This window comes from Pseudoalteromonas sp. Scap06, assembly GCF_013394165.1.
GTDB lineage: Bacteria > Pseudomonadota > Gammaproteobacteria > Enterobacterales > Alteromonadaceae > Pseudoalteromonas.
The window spans coordinates 640,777-665,774 of sequence record NZ_CP041330.1; the positions used below are offsets into that span (position 1 = coordinate 640,777).

Below are 24,998 nucleotides of genomic sequence, written 5' to 3' on the forward strand. Positions count from 1 at the left end.
GTTTAGTGCTTAAGCAACTGGAAGGCTAGCAAAAACTATTAGCCTCATTAAAATAACGTTTATTACTGATTTTTTGCAAAAGCTTGGGAGTCATAAGTGAAAAGAGTACTAATAGTGTGTTTGGGAAATATATGCCGTTCACCTACCGCAGAGGCGGTATTAAAAGCTCGCGCTAAAAAGTTAGGTATTGATCTGCTAGTGGACTCGGCAGGGACTATTGGTCATCACGAAGGTAATCAACCAGATAGGCGCTCAATGCAGGCTGGTGAAAAACGCGGTTATAGTTTTAAAGGTATTTTTTCGCGCAAGGTGCGTAGTAGTGATTTTAGCGAGTTTGACCTTATTTTAGCAGCCGATAAACAAAACCTGTCGGATTTAACCGCACGTTGCCCTGAACATTTGCAGTACAAGCTTGCGTTGTTTTTAGAGTATGGCGAGCAAGCACAAAGCGCAATTCCCGATCCTTACTATGGCGGTGATGATGGCTTTGAAAAGGTACTTGATTTAATAGAGGCCGCCAGCGATAACATACTGGCTAAGATTTAATCCCTATTTTTATTATTAAAGTTAAATTTAACAAGCTTTTTTTCGTATTGCACTGCGTCCCTAAAGTAAGTACATTTTATGCTCACTCAGAGGGGAACTTATGAAAACAAAAATATTACTACTCGTTTTATCCATTGCTTCTTACTCTAGTGCTGCCAACGAGATTAGTTTTTCGGTTGGGGGAGGCTATCCTTATTTAGTTATTCCTGAAGTGTCTTTATCATCTAACGACAACACACAGCGCTGGTATGCAAACTATAAACTAGGCCTAGATGATGGATTTTCAGCAGGTTTTGAACAAGCAGTAAGTGATAATAAAAAGCATGCTTTTGGTGCACTTGTGGGCGCTATTGGCGCAAGAGATACTGATAAAAAGTGTGAAAGTTCAACAAATGACGATATAGCAAGTGAATTTGGTAATATTATAGGTTGTGCAATTAGCGGTATTTTTGATGAAGAAACCACTAACGGTGTAGGGCTTACTTACAGCTATAACTTTAATGGGTTAAACAACTCCGGTTTTAGACTGGAATTAGATATAGGCTACGGAAAAGCAAGTGATAGTAACGAAAAAAGAGCGGATGGCGGTATTAGTTTAAGCTATGAATTTTAACTGCTCTGAGAATAGCAATTGAAGCAAAAGGCGCTCATCGCGCCTTGTTATAGTTAGTTAACGTTTTACTTTAAAATCGAGCTGTACTTTAGAAGTTGCTGCAACCGCTTTTCCATTTTCAAATTTAGGGGCATAGCGCCATTGCTCTAATGCTTCTACTGCCGACTTTTCAAAGGCCAAGCCACCCTCAGAGCTAAGTACTTGCAGATTTTTTACAAAGCCAGATTCATTGACTTCAAACTCCATAACTACGCTGCCATCTTTGCTAAATCGCGCTTTGTTTTTAGGGTATTTAGGTTCAACGCGGTATAGTGGTGTTTGCTCTTGGCTTTCTTTCCACGGCACCATTTTAGCTATCGCGATACAGTGTTTAGTGGCTTCATCACTTTTGCCTTGTTTTTCATACAAGCCAATTAATCTTGAATGTGCGGTAAGCTCGGCGGTGTGATCGTAATTTAAGTTTTCATCAAATACCTTTACTACGCGATTAAGTCGTTCAATTGCTTGAGTGTATCTTTTTCTACCCTCAGCAAACGACGCCATTAAAAAGTCAGCTTTTATTCGTTCAACCGAGTTTTCAGGTAAGTTAGCTTGATAGTACTCATCGGCTTCTTCTAAGTAGTTTTTAGCTTCATGGTATTTTTCGTAGCCGAATTTATTGGCTAATATGGTTGCCGCTTCTAATTTCATGTCAGCCAAAAATTTAGGTTTGTTTTGCGTATTTGCTATTGCAATCACTTGATCTAAATAATAATCCGCTTTTTGAGCTGAGGGCGCAAAATTAGCCATACCAACTAAAGAATCAACGGTTTCTAACGATTTTTTACCATGGTTATTAACAGAAATAGTATAGGCTTGCTGGTAAAGTGAAAAACGCTTTTCAATCCATTTTTTGCCATAGCCATTAATTGATTTTGCATAGTTAATAGCTAAGTTTGCGGTGTTATCTGAATTATCACCGTAAACAGATTTACCTAATGTATAAGCACGCTCGGCAGTTTGTTGTACATTGTCTGCAGCTTTAACCGCATCCAGGTAACTTTGATAAGCATTGTTAAATTCTACTTGAGAGGTAGTTACTTGCTCTGCCTGTGAGGTGGAACACAGTACTGATAAACTTAAGCCCATCAGTAATACACGTTTATTTAGTTTCATAATGATCCCTATTATTTGTCGGTGGTAAATTAGCAAATCCTTATGTGTATGTCATCATTTTAGGTAAACCAAGGTAAATATGCGTTGCTAATATATTTATGCTTACATATTGAAAATAGCCGCTGTCGTCGCAATATATTTGACATTACTTAGGGTGTACTACGATCCAATTTTGAACTTTTGTGATATTATCACTTTATCGTGTCGTAGTTTTTTAATATTTGGATTGGTCGTGGCGCAAGTAAGAGCAAGAGTCCAGCTTAATGTTGGCAAAAATAGTGATATTCCTGCAGAAATTATCTCGTTTAGTGGCTTAAAAGATGGCCAAGAGCATGTTGCTTTAGTATTTAATAACGCCGATACCCAGCAAGGTGTCCCACTTATTCGTATGCATTCTGAATGTTTAACCGGTGATGTATTTCATTCGTCACGCTGTGATTGTGGTGAGCAGTTAAACGAGTGTATTGAAATGATGCATGAGCAGGGCGGTATTTTACTTTATTTACGCCAAGAAGGGCGTGGTATTGGTTTATATAATAAAATTGATGCGTATGTACTGCAATCACAAGGTATGAATACTTACGAAGCTAATAACCATTTAGGTTTTGCTGATGACTTACGTGACTTTTCAGATGCAGTGTTAATGCTCAATGCGCTTAATTTAAAGCACGTTAAATTAATGACTAATAACCCTAAAAAGCTCAATGCATTAAAAGATGCAGGTATAGAAGTTGATTCTGTTGTGGGTACTCATGCTCACATTAAAGCTGGGCTTTCAGGTAATAAAGCGTATTTAGAGACAAAGATTAAGCATGGCTCTCACATGCTAGATATTAAGAAAATTAAAAAACCTTAGGGTCTGTTGACCTTTCAAGGTTAAATTTTCAGCAGTCTGTTTGGTATTTAGGCAAGGCAGAGCCTATGTGGTGTGGTTATTCCCCATAAATATGCGATAACGCAGCATCAATGCCAAACAGGCGCTGCCCGAAGGGTTCTGCCTAGGGGCGATTTACTCTTTGTTGCCTACATGGATGTAGGTAAGGGGCGTGAGCAGGACGCGGAAGCTTTGCTCGGTTTTGACTTAGCCCACTAGGTTACAAACCTCGCGCCGCGATTAAATCGCCCCTAGTTTGAACAAATTTTAATCCGTAAAGGGCAGCAGACCCTAATATTAACGGCATTTATCGCCGCCACCTATGTAATACCAACCAGCGCCGAGTTATACTCGGCGTGTTTTGTTTTAATTAAGAGCAAGTATGTCTACACAATTACGAATTTTTAAAGCGGATGCGGCATTAAAATGGTTTAAAGCGGGTTGGCTAATTTTTAAAACTCAGCCATTAACTTTTATTTTTATGCATTTGTTTATTGGCATTGTTGGCTTGTTGTCGTTATTTTTGCCGGTATTACAAATAGCTGCAGCATTGGCTACACCATTTTTAACCGCTGGTTTTTATCAAGCCGTGCTTACCAAGCAGCAGGGCGGAAAAATTATGTTAGCCGACATTTTGAAGCCCTTTTCAGCCAAAGGAAATCGGTTAGGCTTATTTCGCTTAGCGCTTTATCAAATGGGGGCCGGTATTTTAATTGCCCTGCTTGCCAATGGGTTATTTGCTGATGCAATGGCGGTTATGACACAGCCAGACCTAGATCCAAACACCGCCGTTAGCCAAATGCTTGAGAGTATTTCGCTTGCAAACGTGGCATTGTTTTTAATTGCGCTCTCAATTTACTTTACTTCGTTTGCCTACGCAGTACCGCTGGTTTATTTTAATAAAGAGCAACGTATTTTAAATGCCTTAAAAAGTTCGTTTATGGTGTTTTATTATAATATTTTACCATTAAGTGTTTATGGTATTATTTGCGCATTATTAATGGTGGTGTCGATGTTCTTATCGCTACTACCGCTGTTGATTTTAATGCCAATTTGCTACATTAGTTTCTTTGTATCTTATCAGGCTATTTTTATGCCCGTTGTGCCACCAAGTGATGACAGTAACATTAAGCCTTTAAGTAGCGAGCAAAGCGGGCGCTTTGACGCTTAATGGATGATACATTAAAACAAAAGTTAAAAAACTATGTGCTTTGGTTACTAGGAAGGCAAGAGTATTCGCGCCGAGAGTTAACTCAAAAGTTACAGCAAAGAGAAGCAACCGATGAATTCATAGAAAACCTGCTTGATTGGTGTGAAAAGCACAACTTTATTAACGAGCAGCGTTACTGTGAAGGGTTTGTAAGAAAACACATATTTAAATGCCATGGCTTAAAGCGAATTCAAAGTGAAGCCATGAGTAAAGGGATTGATAGAGCACTGCTTGAAACAGTGGTTGATGAGCTGGAAATAGATTGGTTTGAGCTCGCGCAGGAAGCGTACAACAAAAAATATTCAACGACACCGGCAAACCTCGAGTACAAAGAAAAAGCTAAGCGCGTGCGCTACTTAATGTATCGAGGTTTTAGCTATGATCAAATAAATTTTGCAATGCAAGCACAGTAAATACAGGTGAGACTTTCACATGCAGCACATGACTACCGCACAAATTAGGCAACAGTTTTTAGACTTCTTTGCCAGCAAACAACACCAAGTTGTTCCTTCTAGTTCGCTTATACCGGGTAACGATGCCACGTTGTTATTTAATAATGCCGGTATGGTGCAATTTAAAGATGTATTTTTAGGCGCCGAAAGCCGCCCTTATACACGCGCAACTAGCTCTCAGCGTTGTGTGCGTGCTGGTGGTAAACACAACGATTTAGAAAATGTTGGTTACACAGCACGTCACCATACCTTTTTCGAAATGCTAGGTAATTTCAGCTTTGGTGATTACTTTAAGCAAGATGCAATTAAATTTGCGTGGGAGTTTTTAACTGAGGTTGTAAAACTACCAAAAGAAAAGCTGTTAGTGACCATTTACCATGATGACGAAGAAGCCTTTGGCTACTGGGCTAACGATATAGGTTTACCTGAAGATCGTATTATTCGTATTGCAACGAGCGATAATTTTTGGTCTATGGGTGATACCGGCCCTTGTGGTCCATGTTCTGAAATATTTTATGATCACGGTGAGCACATTTGGGGTGGTCCTCCGGGCACTCCTGAAGAAGATGGCGACCGTTTCATTGAAATTTGGAACTTAGTATTTATGCAATACAACCGTCAAAGTGACGGGACTATGGAGCCACTTCCTAAGCAATCTGTTGATACTGGTATGGGCCTTGAGCGTATTTCAGCTATTTTACAAGGTGTGCATTCAAACTACGAAATCGATTTATTCCAAGGCTTAATTGCCGCCGCTGCAAGCGTTACTAATGCACAAGATATGGATGATAAATCGCTTCGCGTGGTGGCGGATCATATTCGTTCGTGTGCGTTTTTAATTTCAGATGGGGTTATGCCATCAAATGAAGGCCGTGGTTATGTATTGCGTCGTATTATTCGTCGTGCAGTACGTCACGGTAATAAGTTAGGTGCTAAAGGCGCGTTTTTCTATAAATTGGTTTCTGCACTTATTGAGCAAATGGGTCAAGCGTACCCAGAGCTTGCTAAGCAACAAGAAATTATTGAAAAAGTACTGCGTATTGAAGAAGAGCAGTTTGGTAAAACGCTTGAGCGTGGTTTAGCTATTTTAGAAGAAAGCTTGAGTGATTTAACCGGGGATGTGATCCCAGGTGACTTAGTATTTAAACTTTACGATACCTATGGTTTCCCTGCCGATTTAACAGCCGATGTAGCGCGTGAGCGCCAAATGACCATTGACCATCAAGGTTTTGAAGCATGTATGGCAGTGCAACGTAAAACAGCACAGCAAGCGGGCAAATTTGGTGCAGATTATAACGAGCAATTAAAATCAGACAAGCATACTGATTTTAAAGGCTACGATAGTAATCATTACCGTGGCACTGTGGTAGAAATTTTTGCCGGTGGCGAATCGGTATCGTTATTAGAAGATGGTCAGCAAGGTATTATTGTTTTAGACCGTACTCCGTTTTACGCTGAATCAGGCGGCCAAATTGGTGATAGCGGTACAATTACTGTTGCCGGTGGTGAGTTTAATGTAACAAATACCACTAAATTGGGTAATGCTTTTGCTCATCATGGAACAGTTCAAGGGCGTATTGGCGTTAACGATAAAGTGGATGCGACTATTGACGATGCGCGTCGTGAAAGCATTAAGAAAAATCACACAGCTACGCACATTTTACATGAAGCATTGCGTCAGCTTTTAGGTGAGCACGTATCGCAAAAAGGCTCACTTGTGCAGCCAGAACGCCTGCGTTTTGACTTCTCACATTTTGAAGCAGTGACCAAACAAGAACTGCGCGAAATTGAACGTGTAGTAAATGACGAAATTCGTCGTAACTTTGCACTTAACACTGAGCTAATGGCAATTGATGATGCTAAAGCAAAAGGTGCTATGGCATTGTTTGGCGAAAAGTACGATGACGAAGTACGTGTAGTAACCATAGGTGATTACTCAATTGAGCTTTGTGGTGGTACACACGTAGAGCGTGCAGGTGACATTGGTTTATTCAAAATTGTATCTGAAAGCGGTATTGCTGCCGGTGTTCGTCGTATTGAAGCGGTAACCGGTGCAGAAGCAATCGCGTATGTTAATGAACAAGAACAGCAATTAGCAGATGTTGCCGCGCTTGTAAAAGGTGACAGTGCGTCAGTACTTGAAAAAGTAACTGCCTTACTTGAAAAGTCGAAAGGACTTGAAAAGCAAGTTGCCCAACTTAACGATAAACTAGCCAGTGCGGCAGGTGCATCATTACTTGATTCAGTGGTTGAAATTAATGGGGTTAAATTGTTAGTTGCCAACGTTGAAGGAACTGAATCAAAAGCGCTTCGTGGCATGGTTGATGACCTTAAAAATAAGATTGGCTCAGGCGTTATTGCTTTAGGTGTTGCCAGCGGTGATAAAGTAAGCCTAATTGCGGGTGTAACTAAAGACTTAACCGGTAAAGTAAAAGCGGGTGAGTTAGTTAACCACATGGCAGGCCAAGTAGGTGGTAAAGGCGGCGGTCGTCCAGATATGGCGCAAGCAGGTGGTTCTGAGCCACAAAACTTAACTGCAGCACTTGATAGTGTAACAGCTTGGTTAACTGAGCGTACTTAAGCTTAAGTGGCACTTATAGTTCAAAAATTTGGCGGCACTTCGGTAGGCTCAATAGAGCGTATTGAAGCGGTCGCCGACCTTGTTGTTAAAACTAAGCAACAAGGCCACCAAGTGGTGGTGGTGCTTTCGGCAATGTCGGGAGAAACCAATCGCTTAATTAATCTTGCCAAACAAATCGACTCTCGCCCGAGTGGTCGTGAACTCGATGTATTACTCAGTACCGGTGAACAAGTCTCTATAGCTTTATTAGCGATGGCGATTATTAAACGCGGCCATTCTGCGGTAAGCTTGTTAGCCGATCAGGTGAATATATTAACCGATAACATGTTCGGTAAAGCCCGTGTAGAAGACGTGGCTGCAACGCGTTTAAAACATGAACTTGAACATAACCGTATTGCTATTATTGCCGGCTTTCAGGGGCGCGATATTGAGGGCAACGTGACTACGCTTGGGCGTGGTGGCACCGATACCTCTGCAGTTGAAATAGCGGGTGCAATAAAAGCGGATGAATGTCAGATCTATACTGATGTTGATGGCGTATATACAACAGATCCTCGTATTGAACCTAATGCACGACGTTTAAGCCATGTAACCTTTGCCGAAATGCTTGAGCTGGCTAGTTTAGGTGCTAAAGTGCTACATATTCGCTCTGTAGAGTCGGCTGGTAAGCACAATGTACCATTAAGAGTGTTATCTAGCTTTAAACCTGATGAAGGTACATTAATTAGTTTTGAGGAGAGCGATGTGGCGAGTAACGTTGTGTCGGGTATTGCATTTAATCGAGACGAGTGTTTGATTAAGGTACATGGAGTACCGCAAGGCACAAAAGCGCTTGCAAAAATTTTGAAACTTTTTGCAGATAATGGCATCGAAATAGATATGATTAATCAAATTAATCATAAAGTTGAAAAAGTCGACTATGCTTTTACTGTGCATTTAAATGATTATTTAAACGCACTTGATTTGTTAGCGGCTGAGCAACAGCAATTTGACGCACAGGCAATTGACGGATTAACTAATGTGGCGAAAGTGTCAGCTGTGGGTATGGGGATGAAATCTCATTCTGGAGTGGCGAGTTTATTTTTTGATTCGTTAGCACAAGAGAACATTGATGTGATGTTTGTTTCAACCTCAGAGATAAAAATTTCAGTTTTAATAGATGAGAAATACCTTGAACTGGCTGTTCGTGCATTACATAAGACATTTTTAACAGAAAATGAATAGATTGAGAGTTTTTACTTACTTTTTAGTCTAATTTTAATTAAAATGTGTTGCGGAATCTTATAATTTTATTGGAACATGGGAGCAAGAGAATGCTAATACTAACTCGTAGAGTAGGCGAGACCCTTATGATTGGTGACGAAGTAACCGTTACTGTTCTGGGTGTTAAAGGAAATCAAGTTCGTATCGGTGTTAACGCACCTAAAGACGTATCAGTTCATCGTGAAGAAATTTACATGCGCATACAAGCTGAAAAGTCTAACCCTAATCCGGGCAATGCTTAATCAAGATAATATAAAATGTGTTAGTTAAAAACTATGACATTTATAAAAGCCACTCACTGAGTGGCTTTTTTGTTAATAAAATCAATGGTTTCTTCGTTGAGTATTGCCTTGGAAATGTACTGCATACCGCTTTTACTTTTTAACAATAGGCCGCAATCTGTAGTAATCACTTCATTAATGTCGTGCCAAGCTAACTGGTAATTCTTGTAATGATTGGTTGATTTTATTCCGTCCTCGTCGAAGGTGAGAGTGACTTCAGAACCAGATGCTCTGCTAAGCATTTGCCTTGTTACCCACCAAGGACGACGATAATAAAAAGCAATGCACTCAAGTAAAGCTAACATAAGCAAAAATGTACCAAGGTAATGATCGCCTAAACCATAAATGCCAAATAGCCCTAATATCACAAGTAGCGCCAATAAAAAGTATTTAGGTTGTGCACGCTTACTATAAGGCAGCGATTGGTCGAAGCATTCATAAAAATAAGGTTTATCGAGTTTATAAGTTGTTGTAAAGACCATGTGTTTGCACTTAAAAGCTATTTTTTATTATTTTAGCCTAATGCGCAGCTTAAAAGGGGAAATGACTAGAAACTATTTATATTTTAGGCATAAAAAAACGACCCGTAGGTCGTTTCTTAGCTAAATAAATAATATTAGCAATTTGTCTCTTCGGCATTAACGCCTTCTTTTACTTCTTCACAGGTATCTTCTACCTTGTTTTGAACATCTGTCACGGCTTCGTCAATACGCTCACCGGCTTCTTCTGCATGATTGTCTTCACAACCCATAATAAATGCACTTGCGAATAGACCAATAGCTGCTGCTTTAAGTGTTGATGATTTCATAATGTAATTCCTTGTATATAAATTTAAAAAGAGGTTCGTTGTTTCTTATCTACCTGGGGCTTTTACCACGTAAAGCGCCAGAGACAAGTGAAATAACCAGTAAAACTAAAAAGATAAAAAATATGATCTTAGCAATTCCTGCTGCGGCTCCTGCAATACCACCAAATCCTAAAACGGCTGCGATTAGTGCGATCACCAAAAATGTAATTGTCCAGCGTAACATTGTCATCTCCTTGATTTATCTAAGTGTTAAAGTGTTGTTTTTATATAAGCGAGTAATGTGCCAGTATTTCATTTTGTTTTAAATCAATGGTTTATTTCGGTTTTTCGCGATTGGCTTTATACTGAGTTGGTAATTTTTACGATCTTATCGGTAACTTATTCACAGTTGTCTCTGATGAGATAATAAATAGTTGTTGCTGCTCTTTGTTTTGGTAAGACCAATTAACATTTGTTTTGAAGGTTATTAGTGGGTTAGTACAATAGGTTTGTTTTATATGTGTTTTTACAAAGTATTAGTGTTTTTATATATTCTTTGTTTATAACGAACATTTTTATCATCTATATATCTGGGTTAAATAAGCTATTTTAGGTGGTGTTAACCTTATTGGTGATATGTTACTTTTAGATTAATTGGTTTTACCAATTTACAATGTGTAGACAAAAGAATAGTTTTTGTTACTATTGGTGAATAGTTATTTAAATAAACCGATTTTTTATGTGTTTGGTTTTAAACAGGGGAGAATTATGGATATAGGGGCTTTACTCACAACTGCAGGCAATTTAATGCTAACAGGCATGGTGGGTGTGTTTGTATTTCTTTCTTTATTGATTGGTGCAGTGACACTCATGTCTAAGCTGGCTAGCAAGTTTTCTCAGCCAGAACTAGCAGCATCACAGAGAACACCATCTTTTAAATCTCAAGGTGTGCCAAATGAGCACATCGCTGCAATTAGTGCTGCCATTGCTCAGTACAAAACAAATAATAATTAGAGGAGCATACCAATGGCTAAATTAAAAATAACAGAACTCGTACTTCGTGACGCACATCAGTCGCTCTTAGCTACCCGCATGCGATTAGACGACATGTTACCTATTGCAAAAAAAATTGATGACGCAGGATATTGGTCTATAGAATCTTGGGGTGGAGCTACCTTTGATTCATGTATTCGTTATTTAGGTGAAGATCCATGGGAGCGTATTCGCGCGCTTAAAAAAGCGATGCCAAATACACCACAGCAAATGCTACTTCGTGGTCAGAACTTATTGGGATATCGCCATTATGCTGATGATGTGGTTGAGAAGTTTGTTGAGCGCGCCCACAAAAATGGCGTAGACGTATTTCGTATTTTTGATGCCATGAATGATGTACGTAACTTAGAAACTGCCATAAAAGCGGCGGTTAAAGTAGGGGCACATGCGCAAGGTACAATTTCTTACACAGTAAGCCCTGTACATACATTAGATATGTGGTTAACACTTGCTAAGCAGCTTGAAGAATTAGGTTGTCATTCAATTTGTATTAAAGATATGGCGGGATTGCTTAAGCCTTACGATGCAGAAGAACTCATTAAAGCGTTAAAAGAAACGGTTTCCATACCTATTGCAATGCAATGCCATGCAACAACGGGTTTAAGCACCGCTACTTATCAAAAAGCGATTGATGCCGGCATTGATATGCTCGACACAGCTGTATCGTCTATGAGTATGACTTATGGTCATTCAGCAACTGAAACAATTGCTGCAATCGTTGAAGGGACCGAGCGTGATACCGGGCTTGATTTAAACCACCTAGAAGAAATTGCCGCTTACTTTAGAGACGTACGTAAAAAGTACGCTGCGTTTGAAGGCAGCTTAAAAGGTGTCGATGGCCGAATTTTATTAGCCCAAGTGCCAGGTGGTATGTTAACTAACATGGAAAACCAGCTTAAAGAGCAAGGTGCTGCTGATAAACTAAACGAAGTGCTACTTGAAATTCCACGAGTACGTGAAGATTTAGGCTTTATTCCACTCGTTACACCTACCTCACAAATTGTTGGTACTCAAGCGGTATTAAATGTACTCACTGGTGAGCGTTATAAAACCATTACCAAAGAAACTGCTGGCGTATTAAAAGGTGAGTATGGTTCAACACCTGCACCAATGAATAAAGAGCTTCAAGAGCGCGTACTTGATGGCAGTGAAGCAATTACCTGTCGCCCTGCAGATATTATTAAACCTGAACTTGAAACTTTAGAAGCTGAGTTAAGCAAGCTTGCGCAGGAGCAAGGGCTAACTTTAGCCGATGAGCAAATTGATGATGTGCTTACCTATGCATTATTTCCACAGATTGGTTTGAAATTTATTAAAAACCGTAACAATCCTGATGCATTTGAGCCTGTTCCTAGCGCTGATGATAACGCCAATAAAGCACCTGAAAAATCAGCGGCAAACAATAAAAGCGTTAAGGCAGAGCAATACAGCGTTAAAGTAGACGGTAAAGTATACGATGTCGTGGTTGCTCAAGGTGGTGAGCTAAAAGAGGTGACGTTAAAAGACTCAGAGCATATTCCACAGTCAGCATCGGTTGCCTCGGGTGAAACTCTAAATGCACCACTGGCCGGTAATATTTTTAAAATTAAAGTAAAACCCGGTCAGGTAGTCAATGAAGGTGATGTGGTAATTATTATGGAAGCCATGAAAATGGAAACCGAAGTACGCGCCATGCATACCGGTACGATTGCTGAGGTGCTTGTTTCTGAGGGCGATTCAGTGTCAACCGGCGATGCAATGATTGCACTAGCTTAAGGAGTAAATAGAGGATGGATGGTATTTTAAACCTCTGGCATGCCACAGGCATTGCTAACTTTACATTTCCTGGGCTGATCATGATTGCCGTTGGTTGTTTGCTATTATTTTTAGCAATTGCCAAAAACTTTGAGCCGTTATTACTACTGCCCATTGGTTTCGGAGCTATTTTAACTAATATTCCAGTAGCTGGTTTATCAGATCCAGGTGGCTTACTTTACTATGTGTATTATGTTGGTATTGATACCGGTATTTTTCCGCTATTAATATTTATGGGAGTGGGGGCCTTAACTGATTTTAGTGCCCTGATTGCCAACCCGCGTATGTTGCTATTAGGTGCGGCAGCGCAGTTTGGTATTTTTGCGACGTTATTTGGCGCTATTTTACTTAACTTTATTCCGGGATTTGAATTTAGCTTACAAGATGCTTCTGCAATTGCGATTATTGGTGGTGCAGATGGGCCAACCGCTATCTTTTTAGCGTCAAAGCTGGCCCCAGATTTACTGGGCGCTATAGCGGTGGCTGCGTACTCGTACATGGCGTTGGTTCCTATTATTCAGCCACCTATTATGCGTGCGTTTACAACGCCTGAAGAACGTAAAATTCAAATGCCAGAACTGCGTAAAGTATCTAAAAAGGAAAAAATTATTTTCCCACTGATGGTGCTTACCTTAACTGCTATATTCTTACCTGCGGCAATTCCGCTGGTTGGTATGTTCTGTTTAGGTAACTTAATGCGTGAGTCGGGTGTAGTTGATAGGCTCAGCAACAGTGCGCAAAACGAAATCATTAATATCACCACCATATTTCTAGGACTTGCAGTGGGCTCTAAGCTTGCTGCCGAGCAGTTCTTAACAGTAGAAACTATTGGTATTTTGGTACTGGGTGCACTGGCGTTTGCTATTGGTACAGCCTCAGGTGTATTTATGGCTAAAGGCTTAAATAAGATATCAAAAACCCCCATAAACCCATTAATTGGTGCTGCGGGTGTATCCGCTGTGCCTATGGCAGCACGTGTTGTTAATAAGGTTGGGCTTGAAAATAACCCGCATAACTTCTTATTAATGCATGCCATGGGGCCTAATGTTGCAGGGGTGCTTGGTAGTGCTGTTGCGGCAGGTATTTTACTCGCTCTTGTGGGTTAAATATAATTTAGACTCAACCTATTAGCGCAGTTTACTGCGCTTTTTTTTTGCATAAAATTCACTGTTTTGACTTAAGCGGTTTCTTGTATAGGGTTTTTTGTTTAAAGTAATCACTCTTCATTTTTTAAAGGGCTGTCAAAATGTTACACACTCCGCTGGCAAAATATCTCCCGAATGTAAGCAAACTTGTTTTTGGCTGTATGGGTTTGGGAGGCGCATGGAATAAAGATGCGATTACCAGTGCGCATTTACAACAAACTCATTCATGCATAGATGCCGCCATTGAAGGCGGAATTAATTTTTTCGATCATGCTGATATTTATACCTTAGGCAAAGCCGAACATGTTTTTGGTCAAGCTTTGGCTGAGCGACCAGAACTTAGAGAGCAAATGTATATTCAGTCTAAGTGTGGTATTCGCTTTGCTGATGATCAAAACCCACAACGTTATGACTTTTCAGCTGATTGGATTGAGCGCTCGGTAGAAGGCTCATTAAAACGATTAAATACTGAATATTTAGATATACTTATGTTGCATCGTCCTGATCCTTTAATGGAAGTAGAGGAAGTTGCACAAGTATTTAGTTGTTTAAAAGAAAGTGGCAAAGTGCGTCATTTTGCGGTGTCTAATATGTCGCAATATCAAATACGGTTTTTGCAACGCGCTTTAGATATGCCGATTGTGGCCAATCAAATCGAAGCGAGTTTACAAAAACATCAATGGGTTGATGAAGGCGTTTATGTGGGTAATGCCGATGGCAAGGATATTAACTTTACCCCAGGCAATATTGAATATTGCCGTGAGCATGAAATTCAGATTCAAAGTTGGGGCAGTTTATGCCAAGGCTTATACTCTGGTGGTGATTTATCAAAGGCCTCGCCTGCAGATATTAATACCAGTATTTTAGTCAGTAAGCTTGCCATACTTTATGGTACAACAGCAGAAGCTATCGTATTAGCATGGCTGCTGCGCCACCCAGCATCAATTCAACCAATTATTGGCACTACTAACATAGAGCGAATAAAAGCATCCTGTGATGCGGTTAATGTTAACTTAAGTCGTGAGCATTGGTATGAGCTATATATCAGCGCGAAAGGCTGCGCTTTACCATAACCTAGTGTAGGGTGATGATATGAACATATTTGTTATTTTAATTAGCTTAGTCATTGCTTTGGTGATCATTATTCCGTTACTGGAAAAATACCAAAGTAAAATGGGGCTTGAGAGCGCTACTAAATATAGTAAGTATATCTGGCCACTGGTGATGATCTCTTTGGTTGTGCAGCTTATTTATGTACTCGTAAATTAACTCTGAAATCTAGCACCAAGCAGCTTAGATACAATGGGTAATTCGTGAAACTATTCAAATATCTATGCTGGTTGGTATACTCATGACATACAAAAAAGCCTTTGCGGGTTATCCCTGCAAAGGCTTTTTTATTTAATCATTAAGCTTTTTATTTAAGTGCCAACTGAAGTTCTCGGTTACGCTCAAGTTGCGCAATAAAGTTATCAGCAATAGGCTTAAACTTAGCAAGCTCTGAGCGTGGTAATGGCTCAGATTTAGGTAGTTTCACAGTTTTGGGGTTACGATGAACACCGTTAACTAAAAACTCATAATGTAAATGTGCCCCAGTTACTCGACCTGTTGAGCCTACAGTACCAATTTTCTCACCTTGTTTGATTTTTTGCCCTGTTCTAACTAGACGTTTGTTAAGGTGTAAGTACTTAGTAACGTATTGTGTACCGTGGCTTATAAATACGTAATTACCGTTATATTTACTGTAGCCCGCTTTAATAACTTTACCATTACCTGATGATACAACAGGCGTGCCTGTACGCGCAGCATAGTCAATACCTCGGTGTGCTTTTACTTGTCCTGTAACAGGGTGTAAGCGGCGAGGATTAAAGCTTGAGCTAATATATTTAAAGTTTACCGGTGCACGTAAGAAGGCTTTTTTCATACTACGCCCTTCAGGGGTATAAAAATTACCGTCGGTGTGTCGAATTGCTGTGTAACGTTCGCCTTGATTTATAAATTCTGCGGCAATAATCTTACCGGTGCCAATAAATTCACCATCAACAAAATGAGATTCATATATTAAGCCAAATTCATCACCTTTACGGATGTCATTTGCAAAATCCACGTCCCAACCAAATATATCGGCAAAGTTCATGATTTGGCGCTCACTTAAACCAGCAGCAATTGCTGACGTCCAAAAACTGCTAGAAATTTCCCCACCGGCGGTTTTGCTCAGTGTTTCTATTTCTTTGCTGTCAATTGAAGTATCGTATTGGCCTTCGTCATTAAGGGTGACATATAAGGTATCTGTTTTAGATATAACGTAACGCAACTGAGCCAACGAACCATCTTTTGCAGTAGCAAAGCTTAGTGTTTCACCTGGATGAATTTTGGTAAGCTTGCGTGTTTCAGCATTTGTGTTAACCAGTTTATAAAGCGTTTGCGCAGAAAAACCAGCGCGCTTAAAAATGTTCGCTAAATTGTCACCATTTTTAACAAGGTGATCAACAAAATCATATTCTGGAAGCTTTTGTGCTGCTTGCTCTGAATTTAAGTCAGTGAGTTTTTCGTTTTCACCTACTTTTATTTGTAATTCGTAACGCTTACCAATCTCTAGCGTGTTCTCGCTATTGTCTTTGGATGCAGTGGCTTTTTCAGAAGGTAAAAAGGCTAAGGCAACAATAGCAGAAACCAAACCTAGAATAAGCATTTTGTGTTTTTTGGGGAGCGTGTTAACCACGTGGACCATAACGTGCCTTTTTCTGCTGTCAAGATAATAAATAGATTATATTGCAGGATATAACGAATAATCTATGAATACTAGTATTTTGTAGATTTAAACTCGCGTTAAATTAAGCTAAAATCATAGGGTATTCAGGCTGTTTGTGTGTAAAGTTGAATAACAGCACTATTTTATATTCTTGGATACTTTGCTTTTTCATCGTAATGTTAAATTAGCTTTTAAAACGATTTAATTGCGAGAAGTGATTAATTTACAAACTGTTTTTTGGTTTGTTATAAACACTTCTAGTGTATTATTAATCGCTCGTTTATATCCCTTTTTAGAACGTACGCCCTGCATTATAGTTGATGCTGCGATTAGTTAAAAAAGTTGTTCTAATTAAGTGGAAATTTGTTATGTTAGCTAAATAGTTTTATTTGCTTTGTTATAACGCGCTAACAATAAATCGTGAGCATATTACACCCCTTCGTTGTCAGAATTTTTTGGAGTAACACACAGTGGATTTACAAACCGCTCTAGCAGAGATAAAACGCGGTGCAGAAGAGATATTAATTGAAGATGAGTTAGTTGAAAAATTAAAGTCGGGGAAAAAGCTAAAAATTAAAGCTGGTTTCGATCCTACGGCTCCAGATTTGCACCTAGGTCACACTGTACTAATTAATAAAATGAAAACCTTTCAAGATTTAGGTCATGAGGTTATTTTCTTAATTGGTGACTTCACCGGTATGATAGGCGACCCAACGGGCAAAAATGTTACCCGTAAGCCACTGACTCGTGATGATGTGCTTGCTAATGCTGAAACCTATAAAGAACAGGTTTTCAAAATTTTAGACCCAGCTAAAACAACCGTCGCTTTTAACTCTACCTGGATGGAGACATTGGGCGCGGCTGGAATGATAAAATTAGCAGCTCGCCAAACTGTGGCACGCATGCTTGAGCGTGATGACTTTAAAAAGCGCTATGCTGGCGGTCAATCTATCGCAATCCATGAGTTTTTATACCCACTAGTGCAGGGCTGGGATTCAGTCGCACTTGAGTCTGATGTTGAGCTAGGTGGAACTGATCAGCGCTTTAACCTATTAATGGGTCGTGAGCTGCAAAAAGATGAAGGTCAAAAACCACAAACCGTACTAATGATGCCTTTACTTGAAGGGACTGATGGCGTTCAGAAAATGTCAAAGTCACTAGGAAACTACATAGGTATTACTGATACGCCTAGCGACATGTTTGGTAAAATCATGTCAATTAGTGATGTACTAATGTGGCGTTACTATGACTTGCTAAGTAGCCTTTCTATTGAGCAAATTGCAGCGCAAAAACAGCGTGTAGAGCAAGGCACTAACCCGCGCGATATTAAGATTGAATTAGCGAAAGAGTTAATTGCACGTTTTCACAGTGAAGCCGATGCGCAAGCTGCTCATGATGACTTTATTCAGCGCTTTCAGAAAAAAGCACTACCTGATGAAATTCCAGAGCTGACAGTTAATATTGATGAAGACACTATTTTAATTGCTAACTTACTAAAAGAAGCTGGCTTAGTGGCGAGTACTTCAGAGGCCATGCGTATGATCAAACAAGGCGCAGTAAAGCTTAATGGCGAAGAAAAAATTACCGATACCAAATTGGAAGTAGCAAAAGGAACAACCGCTATTTACCAAGTAGGTAAACGTAAGTTTGCAAATATTACTGTAGCCTAAAGTTTCAGAGATTATAAAAACCAGCTTCGGCTGGTTTTTTTATAACTGATCAAAAAGTTAGAACAGCCCTAATAATTTCAACGCTAATAATAATTAGTAGCCAAAAAAAACGGGCTTGATTTAGGGTATTGAGTAGCTTTGGCATATCATCGGCAATTGGCAAGCGTTCTACACCGACCCGCATTTTATTGAAACGCTGCTCAATATAAATAGCAGGCCCACCAAGTTGCACACCTAAAGATGCAGAGCACACACTTAATAACCAACCTGTATTTTTTTGATAAAAATGTCGGCCATAATGCTTAATATAATGCATGCTTTTTTTACTGGCTTTAAGTGAAGCTATTGTCAGCGCGAGTAACCGAATGGGAATGTATTCAATAATAAAAAGAATCAGTTTAAGCGGCGTCAAAAAAGAACTGTCGGGAGCTATATCAGTGCGCCACGCTTGTTGGATTAAGGTAAGCAAGCGGTAGGCGAGAGTAGCAATGGGGCCCAATAGTAAAAAAATGAAAATAACTACAAAATAATGACGGGCCGTTCTTAGTATGACACTTTCCATAACCGCTTTAATAATCCCTGGGTTTGAAAGTGCCTTAACTTCTCGGGCTACTAGTGGTTTTAATAATTCTCGAGCAGTTGATTTTTGATTTTTTTTGGTCAATTTCGCAATACGTATCGCTTTTTTATTTATGCTACTGCTTTCTAGGCACAAGTATAAAATAAGACCGGATAGTAGTTCAGGGTAAAAGGCAAACTCCAGCAGTAAAACCACAATAATCATAATCACAGTTAGAACAAGTGTGCTTGCTAGTAAAGCGGCTAAATAATGATATTGTTTGCTGTCTGCTTTTTTATAAACACGCTGGCCAATTGCGTTAAAAATGGCAGAAAGTATATGATTAGGGTGATACCAGCTAACTAAAGGTAAAAAGCGCTCAGCTAGGAGCGCACAAATAAATACAATAAAGTCCAAATGATTTTGAACAATATTATTGAGCATTTACAGCGTAACCGCTGTTAACTTTTCTAGTAATGCCACAACCATTTTTGATGAATTAATAGAGGCTGTTTCTAAGTACTCTTCAAATGATTGCGGTGACTCTTTGCCAGCAATATCAGACATTGAGCGAATAACAACAAATGGTGTGTTAAGTGCAAAACACGTTTGTGCAATTGACGCACCTTCCATTTCTACTGCTAGCATTGTAGGGAAGTCATTGCGTGTTTTTTCAATACGAACAGGGTCACACATAAATGAGTCACCAGTACAAATTAAACCAACAAGCGTTTTTACTTCGCTGATTTGTGCAATTGTTTGTTCGGCGGCTTCTACTAGCTTAGGGTGTGCTGTAAAGCCTGCAGGCATTTGTGGTACTTGGCCAATTTCGTAACCAAACGCTGTTACATCTACATCGTGATGACGAACTTCTGATGAAATCACTACATCGCCAACGTTAAGCGAAGGGTCGAAACCACCGGCAGAGCCTGTGTTAATAACACAATCAGGCTTAAAGTTATCGATAAGTAAAGTGGTTGCAATAGTTGAAGCAACTTTACCAATGCCTGATTGCACTAAAGTAACAGTATTACCAGCAAGCTCACCAGTATAAAATGTAAAGCCTGCTTTGGTTAAAACCTGTGGATTTTGCATCGCTTCGCGCAAAATTTTAACTTCTGGCTCCATGGCGCCAATAATACCAACATTCATAGTGTTAAATTCCTAAGTTTGAATAGCCTGATTATACGTGAAGTCTGCTATAAAAAACAAAAAAGCGAGTCATTTAAAATGCTCGCTTTAATAGATTGCTTTAACTCAGTAGTTATATTTCAGCAAGGGCGGTTGAATGTGCTTTTGCTTGAGAAGGTGATAATACCGCAGGCTTATGGACTCTAGTACGAGTCGGGCGTGCAGGTTGTGATTTAGCAGGCTTGCCTAATTTAAACATAATGGCATCGCGAACTTCACTTGGGCGGTAGCCTGACTTTACTTTCATACGAATATGTGGAATGCCAGCGGCTTCTAATGCACCGTTAACAAACCAATCACGCTGTGCTTTGTGACCATCTTTGTTGGCATTATTAACTAAGTCAACCGCAGCCACTATGGTCATTTTTTCTTTGTCGACTAACACAAAGTCGAGCTGCTTATTTTTTGCTTTAGCCAATGCCGCACGTTTAGATTTGACAGATAGACCTTGTTTACAGTCAATCACATCGATTAGTTTAACGCGACTAACAATTTTATATTGGTCGCCAACAGCGCGTTCTAATAAATTCAGAAACGCCCCTTCTACTTGGGTAAATACACTTTGCTTACGAGTAAAAGGATAAGGGTTTCCGCCGTCATCACTAAATTTTGACGCAACTACAGATGCCCCAACAACTAGCACTAATATTAATAATAAAGCGAATTCCATACGGTAACTCCATAACAACAAATTGACACTGCTTTTCTAAAGCAATTTATGTGCCCAAATAGTTGTTATGGTTATTTTAGATACCGTTGGTGTTTATAGTGCTGTGTATCCGCCCTCTATACCTTTTACTGCAATCGCAACGGCATCATGCGCATGCAGAGATTCATAGTGGTTAATTTGTAAAAAATAGTCGCTAAACTGTTTTGCTTCTAAGGTAGTTTTAATTTTTCGTGCTGCGTCTTCACAAAACATCAAGTTTTGACCATTTAAACGAGCAAACTCTTGTTCGTCTTCACGTTTTACCGCGGCTTGTACTGGTGTTTTAAGCTCATCTTCTAGTAAGTTTATTAAGTTAACTACATCAAACGCTTGAATGTTTTGATCTAGCTTTACTTTAACATTAGCAATAGAACGCTGTGAATGCGGGGTTGCTACAATGCCTTGAGTTGTTCCAAGCCACTCTAAAACCTCTGATTGAGTTAGTGTTTCTTGAGCAAACTTTTCGCTAAACGCATTTTGGATAAGTTGACGAGCAAGGGCTGCAGAGCAGGGGCAGGTTGATGAGTAAGTAACATCAACACTTAGCTCAAAACTAATAACACCTTGGTTTATAGTACTGGTAAGTATAACTGGGTAGCTTTTCCAGCCGGCTTTGCCACTAAGTAATGATTTACGGCGCAGCGGTAATTCAAATTTAAATTCGATTTGTGCTTTATCGCTTAAGCCTTTATGGCTGGTGATAAAGGTATCTAATGCTTGTGCTAAAGTGTGCGGGTTGACCTGTTGCTCCGTTGAGAGGTGATCAAGTGCTAAAAACAGACGCGACATGTGGATGCCTTTGGCATCTTCTTGGTGTAAATTAACAAAAGCGCGAGCTTTTGCATTAACAGTAACTGGAGCTAAATCAAGAGATTCAAAAATAAAAGGCAGCTCTATATCGGCCATTCCTACCCAGTCTAATTTACCTGTTTGTAATGCTGCAGCTGTGTTAGCAATATCTGGCATAGTCGTTTGCATGATACGTTACTCGTTATTTGCAATATTTAAAAAATCACATTTTACACTAAATAAAGAATTGCTGAAATGCAGCAAATAACAGCAAACATGAAATTTTACTGTTTTTATCGCACAACATGAAAATAGCTGATAGAAAATGCTAAAATTAGCTTTTAATCATACTTACTTATAAAAACTAAGCATTTAGCCAAGAGAAACACTGATATATGACAGATTCTTCTTTGAACCCGTGGGTTCGAGTACTTTCCAGTTCAATAACTCGTTTTGGTGAGTTTAAAACTGCAGCTATTTGCTATGCATTATTACTGACGGTATCGATGGTTTTATCGAGTATGTTTTACTATGTTGCTATTGGAGAAGTGAACTTAGTTGATATATTAGCTATAGTATTTTTTACTTCAGTTGTTTCTCCTCTGGTGATTAGCGTACTGCTAAACTCTATTCGGCAACTTGATGCCTCTTATGCCTATTTAGATAGTGCCACAAAACAAGAAAAGCTTTTAAATCAAACTCTCAAAGACAATATTAATCGTTTAAACATTGAAATTGACGAACGTAAAATGGCCTTCCATGCCAAGCATAGGGCAATAGAAGAGCTCAGACGTGAAATTGCAGAGCGTAAAAAAACGCAACAAGAGCTCGCACAACAAGGTATGTTACTGCGCTCTATTGTAGACTCCTCACCAGATTTATTTTATTACCGTGATAACAATGGGGTGTTTGCCGGTTGTAATAAAATGTTTGAAGAGGTGATGGGCAAAACCAGTGGAGAATTAATTGGCAAAGCCGCAGAAGAGATATTTCCAAGCCACTTTTTATCTGAAGTATTAAGAACCGATGAGCAGGTTGAACGCACTCATCAAGGTTTAACTATCGATGTAGAATATTCTGTAAATGGTGAAATAAGATGGTTTGAACTGAGAAAGCTTCCCTTCATAAATGAGCAGGGCGATTACATTGGTTTGCTAGCCTTTGGCCGTGACATTACCAGCCGTAAAGAAGCCGCGCAGGCACTGGAGACTGCTTATAAAGATAAAGGGAAATTTATTGCCACCTTGAGCCATGAATTACGCACTCCGCTCAACGGTATCGTTGGCTTAACTCGGATGCTATTGGATACTGAACTTAATAAACAGCAGCGTAGTTGGTGTAATACGGTGTTTTCAAGTGCAGAGACATTGGGTAATATATTTAACGATATTATAGATTTAGATAAAATAGATCGTGAGCAATTAGATATTGCTGCCAACGAAATTAATGTTTCTGACTTTATTAATGACGTGGTTAACTTTGCAGGCCTCATTGCGGAGCAAAAAGAGCTTTCTTTTGAAGTAAAACGCTCTGGAACACTCGATATATATGCTCTACTTGACCCCACTCGTTTACGCCAAGTGGTATGGAACTTAATTAATAATGCGGTTAAATTTACCCAGCACGGTAGTGTCACCTTAGATTGCGGTAGAGAAAACCGTGAAGATGGCCCATGGCTTATTATAAAAATACTCGATACCGGAGAAGGGATTCCACAAGAACAACTTACACGCATTTTTGATATGTACTACAAAGCACCTGACCTTAAAGGGACCAATGCGATTGGTTCAGGTATTGGCTTAGCCGTAACAAAAGCGCTAGTAAGTGCTATGAAAGGCATTATAACTGTTAATAGTACCCCAGGAGAGGGCAGTTGCTTTACCGTTCAAATTCCGCTGAATTTATGTAGTGCTCCTACCGAACATAGTTATGTAGGGCGTAGCTTATATATTTTATTAGTGGAAGATGTGCCACTTAATGCTGAAATTGCTACTAATTTATTAGAACAACGTGGTCATGAAGTGTTGTGGGCTGAAACAGGTGAAGATGCTTTATCGTTTGTAGAAACCGAAGATGACCTAGATTTAGTGTTGCTTGATATGCAGTTGCCTGATATTAATGGCGATGAAGTAGCAAGACAAATACGCGCACAAAGCCATTTTAACCAGCTACCTATTGTGGCACTTACCGCCAATGTTCGCAGTGCTGAAGAAGAGCTTGAGGGTATTTCTATTCAAGGAGCGTTGGCTAAACCAATAAATACTAGCAAATTAGATAATATGCTCGCTGAACTCTTTGGTATTAAACAGTCGCAAATTGAGGCTCCTCAACGAGTAGTCAATCAAGAGTTGTTAAATCAAATAAATACTGACTTGTTAGATATTGAAACCATTGAAGACTTTGTAAACTCGATGGGGGTTGAAGTATTTAAACGCAGTAGTCAGTTGTTTAAAAAGCTAAATCCGCAATATCAACATGAGCTATTAGAATCATTAAAAACAGCAGACAGAGAAGAATATAAATCCGTTGCGCATAAGTTAAAAGGTGCCGCTGGTTCGGTAGGTCTGAATGATGTGCAGTTGCATGCAAAGCAAATGGAGCATGGTGCGCTGGAACAAAGTGATGAAGTATTAACAGTTTGGCTTGATGAATTAGCAGACAAAATAAATGAAGGACAACAGGCCCTTCATTTATTTTTACAACAATTAGAATAAAAAACTAATTAGCTGTCGATTTTACCAATGAAGCGGTAACCTTCACCATGAATGGTGCTGATCAACTCAGACGTTGAATTGTCGCTTTCAAAGTGCTTACGAATACGTCGAATAGTAACATCAACTGTACGGTCGTTAGCGCGAAGCTCACGGCCAGTCATGTGTTTAATTAGTTGCTCACGGCTAAATATACGACCTGGTGAGTCAAGCATTAAACGCAGTGCTCTGTATTCCCCTTTCGGTAGACGTTTTGCATCTCCATTTGGAGAAGTAAGGCAACGACTGTTTTCGTCAAGTTCCCAACCGTTAAAGGTGATCACGCCATTGGTTTCAATAGCTGATTCTTCACCACCTAGTGCGGTACGCGTAATTAAGTTACGTGCACGAATAGTTAATTCACGTGGGTTGAAAGGCTTAGTAATATAGTCATCAGCACCAATTTCAAGACCTAAAATACGGTCTACATCGTTGTCACGGCCTGTTAAGAAAATAAGACCAACTTTGCGTTTTTGGCGTAATTCGCGAGCTAAAATAAGCCCGTTTTTACCTGGCAGGTTGATGTCCATAACTACAAGATTGACGTCATCGTTATTTGTAAGCTTATCATGCATATCATCGCCATCAATGGCTTCAATAACTTTGTAACCTTCAGCTTCAAATAAACTAACGAGGTTTAGTCTAGTTACGTCTTCATCCTCTACGATCAGAATGACTGGCGTTTGCATCTTTAATTAACCTTTTTGGAGTGTGTTTTATTTATAAAATCGGCATGATTATCAGAGCCGACTACTAGAATTATAGGATTATATCTAAATGTTAACAAGTAAAAACAAATTAGATATAAACAGCTGCGTGCCCAA

The 24,998-nt window shown here is 39.5% G+C and carries 25 protein-coding genes; 15 read left to right on the forward strand and 10 right to left on the reverse strand.

Features of this window, described 5'->3' with window-relative positions; all coding sequences use genetic code 11:
* Positions 1 to 96: 96 nt before the first annotated feature.
* Positions 97 to 546, forward strand: coding sequence for a low molecular weight protein-tyrosine-phosphatase (locus tag FLM47_RS02925; RefSeq protein WP_138608447.1), 450 nt, complete (start codon positions 97 to 99; stop codon positions 544 to 546).
* 100 nt (positions 547 to 646) lie between these two features.
* Complete coding sequence (locus tag FLM47_RS02930) at positions 647 to 1,159, forward strand: hypothetical protein (protein ID WP_178955077.1); 513 nt, start codon at positions 647 to 649, stop codon at positions 1,157 to 1,159.
* Between the two features lie 57 nt (positions 1,160 to 1,216).
* On the opposite strand, the gene FLM47_RS02935 is transcribed toward FLM47_RS02930, so the two are convergent.
* A complete protein-coding gene (locus tag FLM47_RS02935) occupies positions 1,217 to 2,314 on the reverse strand; it encodes a TonB family protein (RefSeq protein ID WP_138608443.1) in 1,098 nt (365 codons plus the stop codon).
* 232 nt (positions 2,315 to 2,546) lie between these two features.
* Between FLM47_RS02935 and ribA the strand changes: the two genes are divergently transcribed.
* The 6 genes from ribA to csrA all read left to right on the forward strand — a co-directional run bounded on the left by ribA (position 2,547) and on the right by csrA (position 8,936).
* Positions 2,547 to 3,170 (forward strand): GTP cyclohydrolase II, encoded by a 624-nt coding sequence (gene ribA, locus FLM47_RS02940; RefSeq protein ID WP_010390804.1) that lies wholly within the window; start codon positions 2,547 to 2,549, stop codon positions 3,168 to 3,170.
* Positions 3,171 to 3,570: 400 nt separating this feature from the next.
* A complete protein-coding gene (locus tag FLM47_RS02945) occupies positions 3,571 to 4,359 on the forward strand; it encodes a BPSS1780 family membrane protein (protein WP_138604928.1) in 789 nt (262 codons plus the stop codon).
* Positions 4,359 to 4,811, forward strand: coding sequence for a regulatory protein RecX (locus FLM47_RS02950; RefSeq protein WP_138604929.1), 453 nt, complete (start codon positions 4,359 to 4,361; stop codon positions 4,809 to 4,811). Before FLM47_RS02945 ends, FLM47_RS02950 begins: the two co-directional genes overlap by 1 nt.
* Before the next feature lie 19 nt (positions 4,812 to 4,830).
* Positions 4,831 to 7,431: an alanine--tRNA ligase gene (alaS, locus tag FLM47_RS02955; RefSeq protein ID WP_178955079.1), complete on the forward strand. Its 2,601-nt coding sequence runs from the start codon at positions 4,831 to 4,833 to the stop codon at positions 7,429 to 7,431.
* Between the two features lie 6 nt (positions 7,432 to 7,437).
* Entirely contained in the window at positions 7,438 to 8,655 is a 1,218-nt protein-coding gene (locus FLM47_RS02960) for an aspartate kinase (protein ID WP_178955081.1), read from the forward strand.
* 89 nt (positions 8,656 to 8,744) lie between these two features.
* Positions 8,745 to 8,936, forward strand: coding sequence for a carbon storage regulator CsrA (csrA, locus tag FLM47_RS02965; protein WP_004587515.1), 192 nt, complete (start codon positions 8,745 to 8,747; stop codon positions 8,934 to 8,936).
* Between the two features lie 53 nt (positions 8,937 to 8,989).
* Here csrA and FLM47_RS02970 read toward each other — a convergent pair whose 3' ends face one another.
* The 3 genes from FLM47_RS02970 to FLM47_RS02980 all read right to left on the reverse strand — a co-directional run bounded on the left by FLM47_RS02970 (position 8,990) and on the right by FLM47_RS02980 (position 10,006).
* Complete coding sequence (locus FLM47_RS02970; protein ID WP_178955083.1) at positions 8,990 to 9,457, reverse strand: YcxB family protein; 468 nt, start codon at positions 9,455 to 9,457, stop codon at positions 8,990 to 8,992.
* A gap of 134 nt (positions 9,458 to 9,591) precedes the next feature.
* Positions 9,592 to 9,783 (reverse strand): hypothetical protein, encoded by a 192-nt coding sequence (locus tag FLM47_RS02975; protein ID WP_008115136.1) that lies wholly within the window; start codon positions 9,781 to 9,783, stop codon positions 9,592 to 9,594.
* Between the two features lie 49 nt (positions 9,784 to 9,832).
* Positions 9,833 to 10,006, reverse strand: a complete 174-nt coding sequence (locus FLM47_RS02980; RefSeq protein WP_002961939.1) for a DUF1328 domain-containing protein — start codon at positions 10,004 to 10,006, stop codon at positions 9,833 to 9,835.
* Between the two features lie 524 nt (positions 10,007 to 10,530).
* Here FLM47_RS02980 and FLM47_RS02985 point away from each other — a divergent pair.
* The 5 genes from FLM47_RS02985 to FLM47_RS03005 all read left to right on the forward strand — a co-directional run bounded on the left by FLM47_RS02985 (position 10,531) and on the right by FLM47_RS03005 (position 15,023).
* Positions 10,531 to 10,776 (forward strand): OadG family protein, encoded by a 246-nt coding sequence (locus tag FLM47_RS02985; RefSeq protein WP_178955085.1) that lies wholly within the window; start codon positions 10,531 to 10,533, stop codon positions 10,774 to 10,776.
* Between the two features lie 12 nt (positions 10,777 to 10,788).
* The gene (gene oadA / locus FLM47_RS02990; protein ID WP_010390815.1) at positions 10,789 to 12,570 is read left to right on the forward strand and encodes a sodium-extruding oxaloacetate decarboxylase subunit alpha; all 1,782 of its coding nucleotides are present in this window, start codon (positions 10,789 to 10,791) and stop codon (positions 12,568 to 12,570) included.
* A 14-nt stretch (positions 12,571 to 12,584) separates the two neighbouring features.
* The gene (locus tag FLM47_RS02995; RefSeq protein WP_008115142.1) at positions 12,585 to 13,715 is read left to right on the forward strand and encodes a sodium ion-translocating decarboxylase subunit beta; all 1,131 of its coding nucleotides are present in this window, start codon (positions 12,585 to 12,587) and stop codon (positions 13,713 to 13,715) included.
* 140 nt (positions 13,716 to 13,855) lie between these two features.
* The gene (locus FLM47_RS03000; RefSeq protein ID WP_178955087.1) at positions 13,856 to 14,827 is read left to right on the forward strand and encodes an aldo/keto reductase family oxidoreductase; all 972 of its coding nucleotides are present in this window, start codon (positions 13,856 to 13,858) and stop codon (positions 14,825 to 14,827) included.
* A 19-nt stretch (positions 14,828 to 14,846) separates the two neighbouring features.
* Positions 14,847 to 15,023, forward strand: coding sequence for a hypothetical protein (locus FLM47_RS03005; protein ID WP_010390817.1), 177 nt, complete (start codon positions 14,847 to 14,849; stop codon positions 15,021 to 15,023).
* A 148-nt stretch (positions 15,024 to 15,171) separates the two neighbouring features.
* Here the strand turns inward: FLM47_RS03005 and FLM47_RS03010 are convergent, their stop codons facing one another.
* Positions 15,172 to 16,485 carry a peptidoglycan DD-metalloendopeptidase family protein gene (locus FLM47_RS03010; RefSeq protein WP_178955089.1) on the reverse strand — a complete coding sequence of 438 codons (1,314 nt, stop codon included), beginning with the start codon at positions 16,483 to 16,485 and terminating at the stop codon, positions 15,172 to 15,174.
* Between the two features lie 491 nt (positions 16,486 to 16,976).
* Here FLM47_RS03010 and tyrS point away from each other — a divergent pair, with 491 nt between their 5' ends.
* Positions 16,977 to 18,176 carry a tyrosine--tRNA ligase gene (gene tyrS, locus FLM47_RS03015; protein ID WP_178955091.1) on the forward strand — a complete coding sequence of 400 codons (1,200 nt, stop codon included), beginning with the start codon at positions 16,977 to 16,979 and terminating at the stop codon, positions 18,174 to 18,176.
* A gap of 49 nt (positions 18,177 to 18,225) precedes the next feature.
* Here tyrS and FLM47_RS03020 read toward each other — a convergent pair whose 3' ends face one another.
* From FLM47_RS03020 to folE2, 4 genes are all read right to left on the reverse strand, one after another.
* Positions 18,226 to 19,179 (reverse strand): regulatory signaling modulator protein AmpE, encoded by a 954-nt coding sequence (locus tag FLM47_RS03020; RefSeq protein WP_178955093.1) that lies wholly within the window; start codon positions 19,177 to 19,179, stop codon positions 18,226 to 18,228.
* Positions 19,180 to 19,887, reverse strand: coding sequence for a 5'-methylthioadenosine/S-adenosylhomocysteine nucleosidase (mtnN, locus tag FLM47_RS03025; protein WP_138604939.1), 708 nt, complete (start codon positions 19,885 to 19,887; stop codon positions 19,180 to 19,182).
* Between the two features lie 112 nt (positions 19,888 to 19,999).
* Positions 20,000 to 20,596, reverse strand: coding sequence for a DUF2726 domain-containing protein (locus FLM47_RS03030; RefSeq protein ID WP_138604940.1), 597 nt, complete (start codon positions 20,594 to 20,596; stop codon positions 20,000 to 20,002).
* A 93-nt stretch (positions 20,597 to 20,689) separates the two neighbouring features.
* A complete protein-coding gene (gene folE2 / locus FLM47_RS03035) occupies positions 20,690 to 21,613 on the reverse strand; it encodes a GTP cyclohydrolase FolE2 (protein WP_178955095.1) in 924 nt (307 codons plus the stop codon).
* A gap of 206 nt (positions 21,614 to 21,819) precedes the next feature.
* On the opposite strand from folE2, the gene arcB reads away from it, so the two are divergent.
* Entirely contained in the window at positions 21,820 to 24,138 is a 2,319-nt protein-coding gene (arcB, locus tag FLM47_RS03040) for an aerobic respiration two-component sensor histidine kinase ArcB (RefSeq protein ID WP_178955097.1), read from the forward strand.
* Positions 24,139 to 24,146: 8 nt separating this feature from the next.
* On the opposite strand, the gene arcA is transcribed toward arcB, so the two are convergent.
* Entirely contained in the window at positions 24,147 to 24,863 is a 717-nt protein-coding gene (gene arcA / locus FLM47_RS03045; RefSeq protein WP_008110444.1) for a two-component system response regulator ArcA, read from the reverse strand.
* Between the last annotated feature and the right edge of the window lie 135 nt (positions 24,864 to 24,998).

Coding starts and splice junctions, on each gene's coding strand:
- oadA (WP_010390815.1), top strand. CDS start 10,789: ATGGCTAAATTAAAAATAACAGAACTCGTACTTCGTGACGCACATCAG.
- mtnN (WP_138604939.1), bottom strand. CDS start 19,887: ATGAATGTTGGTATTATTGGCGCCATGGAGCCAGAAGTTAAAATTTTG.
- FLM47_RS03010 (WP_178955089.1), bottom strand. CDS start 16,485: ATGGTCCACGTGGTTAACACGCTCCCCAAAAAACACAAAATGCTTATT.
- FLM47_RS02950 (WP_138604929.1), top strand. CDS start 4,359: ATGGATGATACATTAAAACAAAAGTTAAAAAACTATGTGCTTTGGTTA.
- FLM47_RS02975 (WP_008115136.1), bottom strand. CDS start 9,783: ATGAAATCATCAACACTTAAAGCAGCAGCTATTGGTCTATTCGCAAGT.
- FLM47_RS03020 (WP_178955093.1), bottom strand. CDS start 19,179: ATGCTCAATAATATTGTTCAAAATCATTTGGACTTTATTGTATTTATT.
- csrA (WP_004587515.1), top strand. CDS start 8,745: ATGCTAATACTAACTCGTAGAGTAGGCGAGACCCTTATGATTGGTGAC.
- FLM47_RS02930 (WP_178955077.1), top strand. CDS start 647: ATGAAAACAAAAATATTACTACTCGTTTTATCCATTGCTTCTTACTCT.
- FLM47_RS03000 (WP_178955087.1), top strand. CDS start 13,856: ATGTTACACACTCCGCTGGCAAAATATCTCCCGAATGTAAGCAAACTT.
- FLM47_RS02970 (WP_178955083.1), bottom strand. CDS start 9,457: ATGGTCTTTACAACAACTTATAAACTCGATAAACCTTATTTTTATGAA.
- FLM47_RS02935 (WP_138608443.1), bottom strand. CDS start 2,314: ATGAAACTAAATAAACGTGTATTACTGATGGGCTTAAGTTTATCAGTA.
- FLM47_RS02945 (WP_138604928.1), top strand. CDS start 3,571: ATGTCTACACAATTACGAATTTTTAAAGCGGATGCGGCATTAAAATGG.
- FLM47_RS03030 (WP_138604940.1), bottom strand. CDS start 20,596: ATGGAATTCGCTTTATTATTAATATTAGTGCTAGTTGTTGGGGCATCT.
- arcA (WP_008110444.1), bottom strand. CDS start 24,863: ATGCAAACGCCAGTCATTCTGATCGTAGAGGATGAAGACGTAACTAGA.
- FLM47_RS02980 (WP_002961939.1), bottom strand. CDS start 10,006: ATGTTACGCTGGACAATTACATTTTTGGTGATCGCACTAATCGCAGCC.
- FLM47_RS02995 (WP_008115142.1), top strand. CDS start 12,585: ATGGATGGTATTTTAAACCTCTGGCATGCCACAGGCATTGCTAACTTT.
- folE2 (WP_178955095.1), bottom strand. CDS start 21,613: ATGCAAACGACTATGCCAGATATTGCTAACACAGCTGCAGCATTACAA.
- arcB (WP_178955097.1), top strand. CDS start 21,820: ATGACAGATTCTTCTTTGAACCCGTGGGTTCGAGTACTTTCCAGTTCA.
- FLM47_RS03005 (WP_010390817.1), top strand. CDS start 14,847: ATGAACATATTTGTTATTTTAATTAGCTTAGTCATTGCTTTGGTGATC.
- alaS (WP_178955079.1), top strand. CDS start 4,831: ATGCAGCACATGACTACCGCACAAATTAGGCAACAGTTTTTAGACTTC.
- FLM47_RS02985 (WP_178955085.1), top strand. CDS start 10,531: ATGGATATAGGGGCTTTACTCACAACTGCAGGCAATTTAATGCTAACA.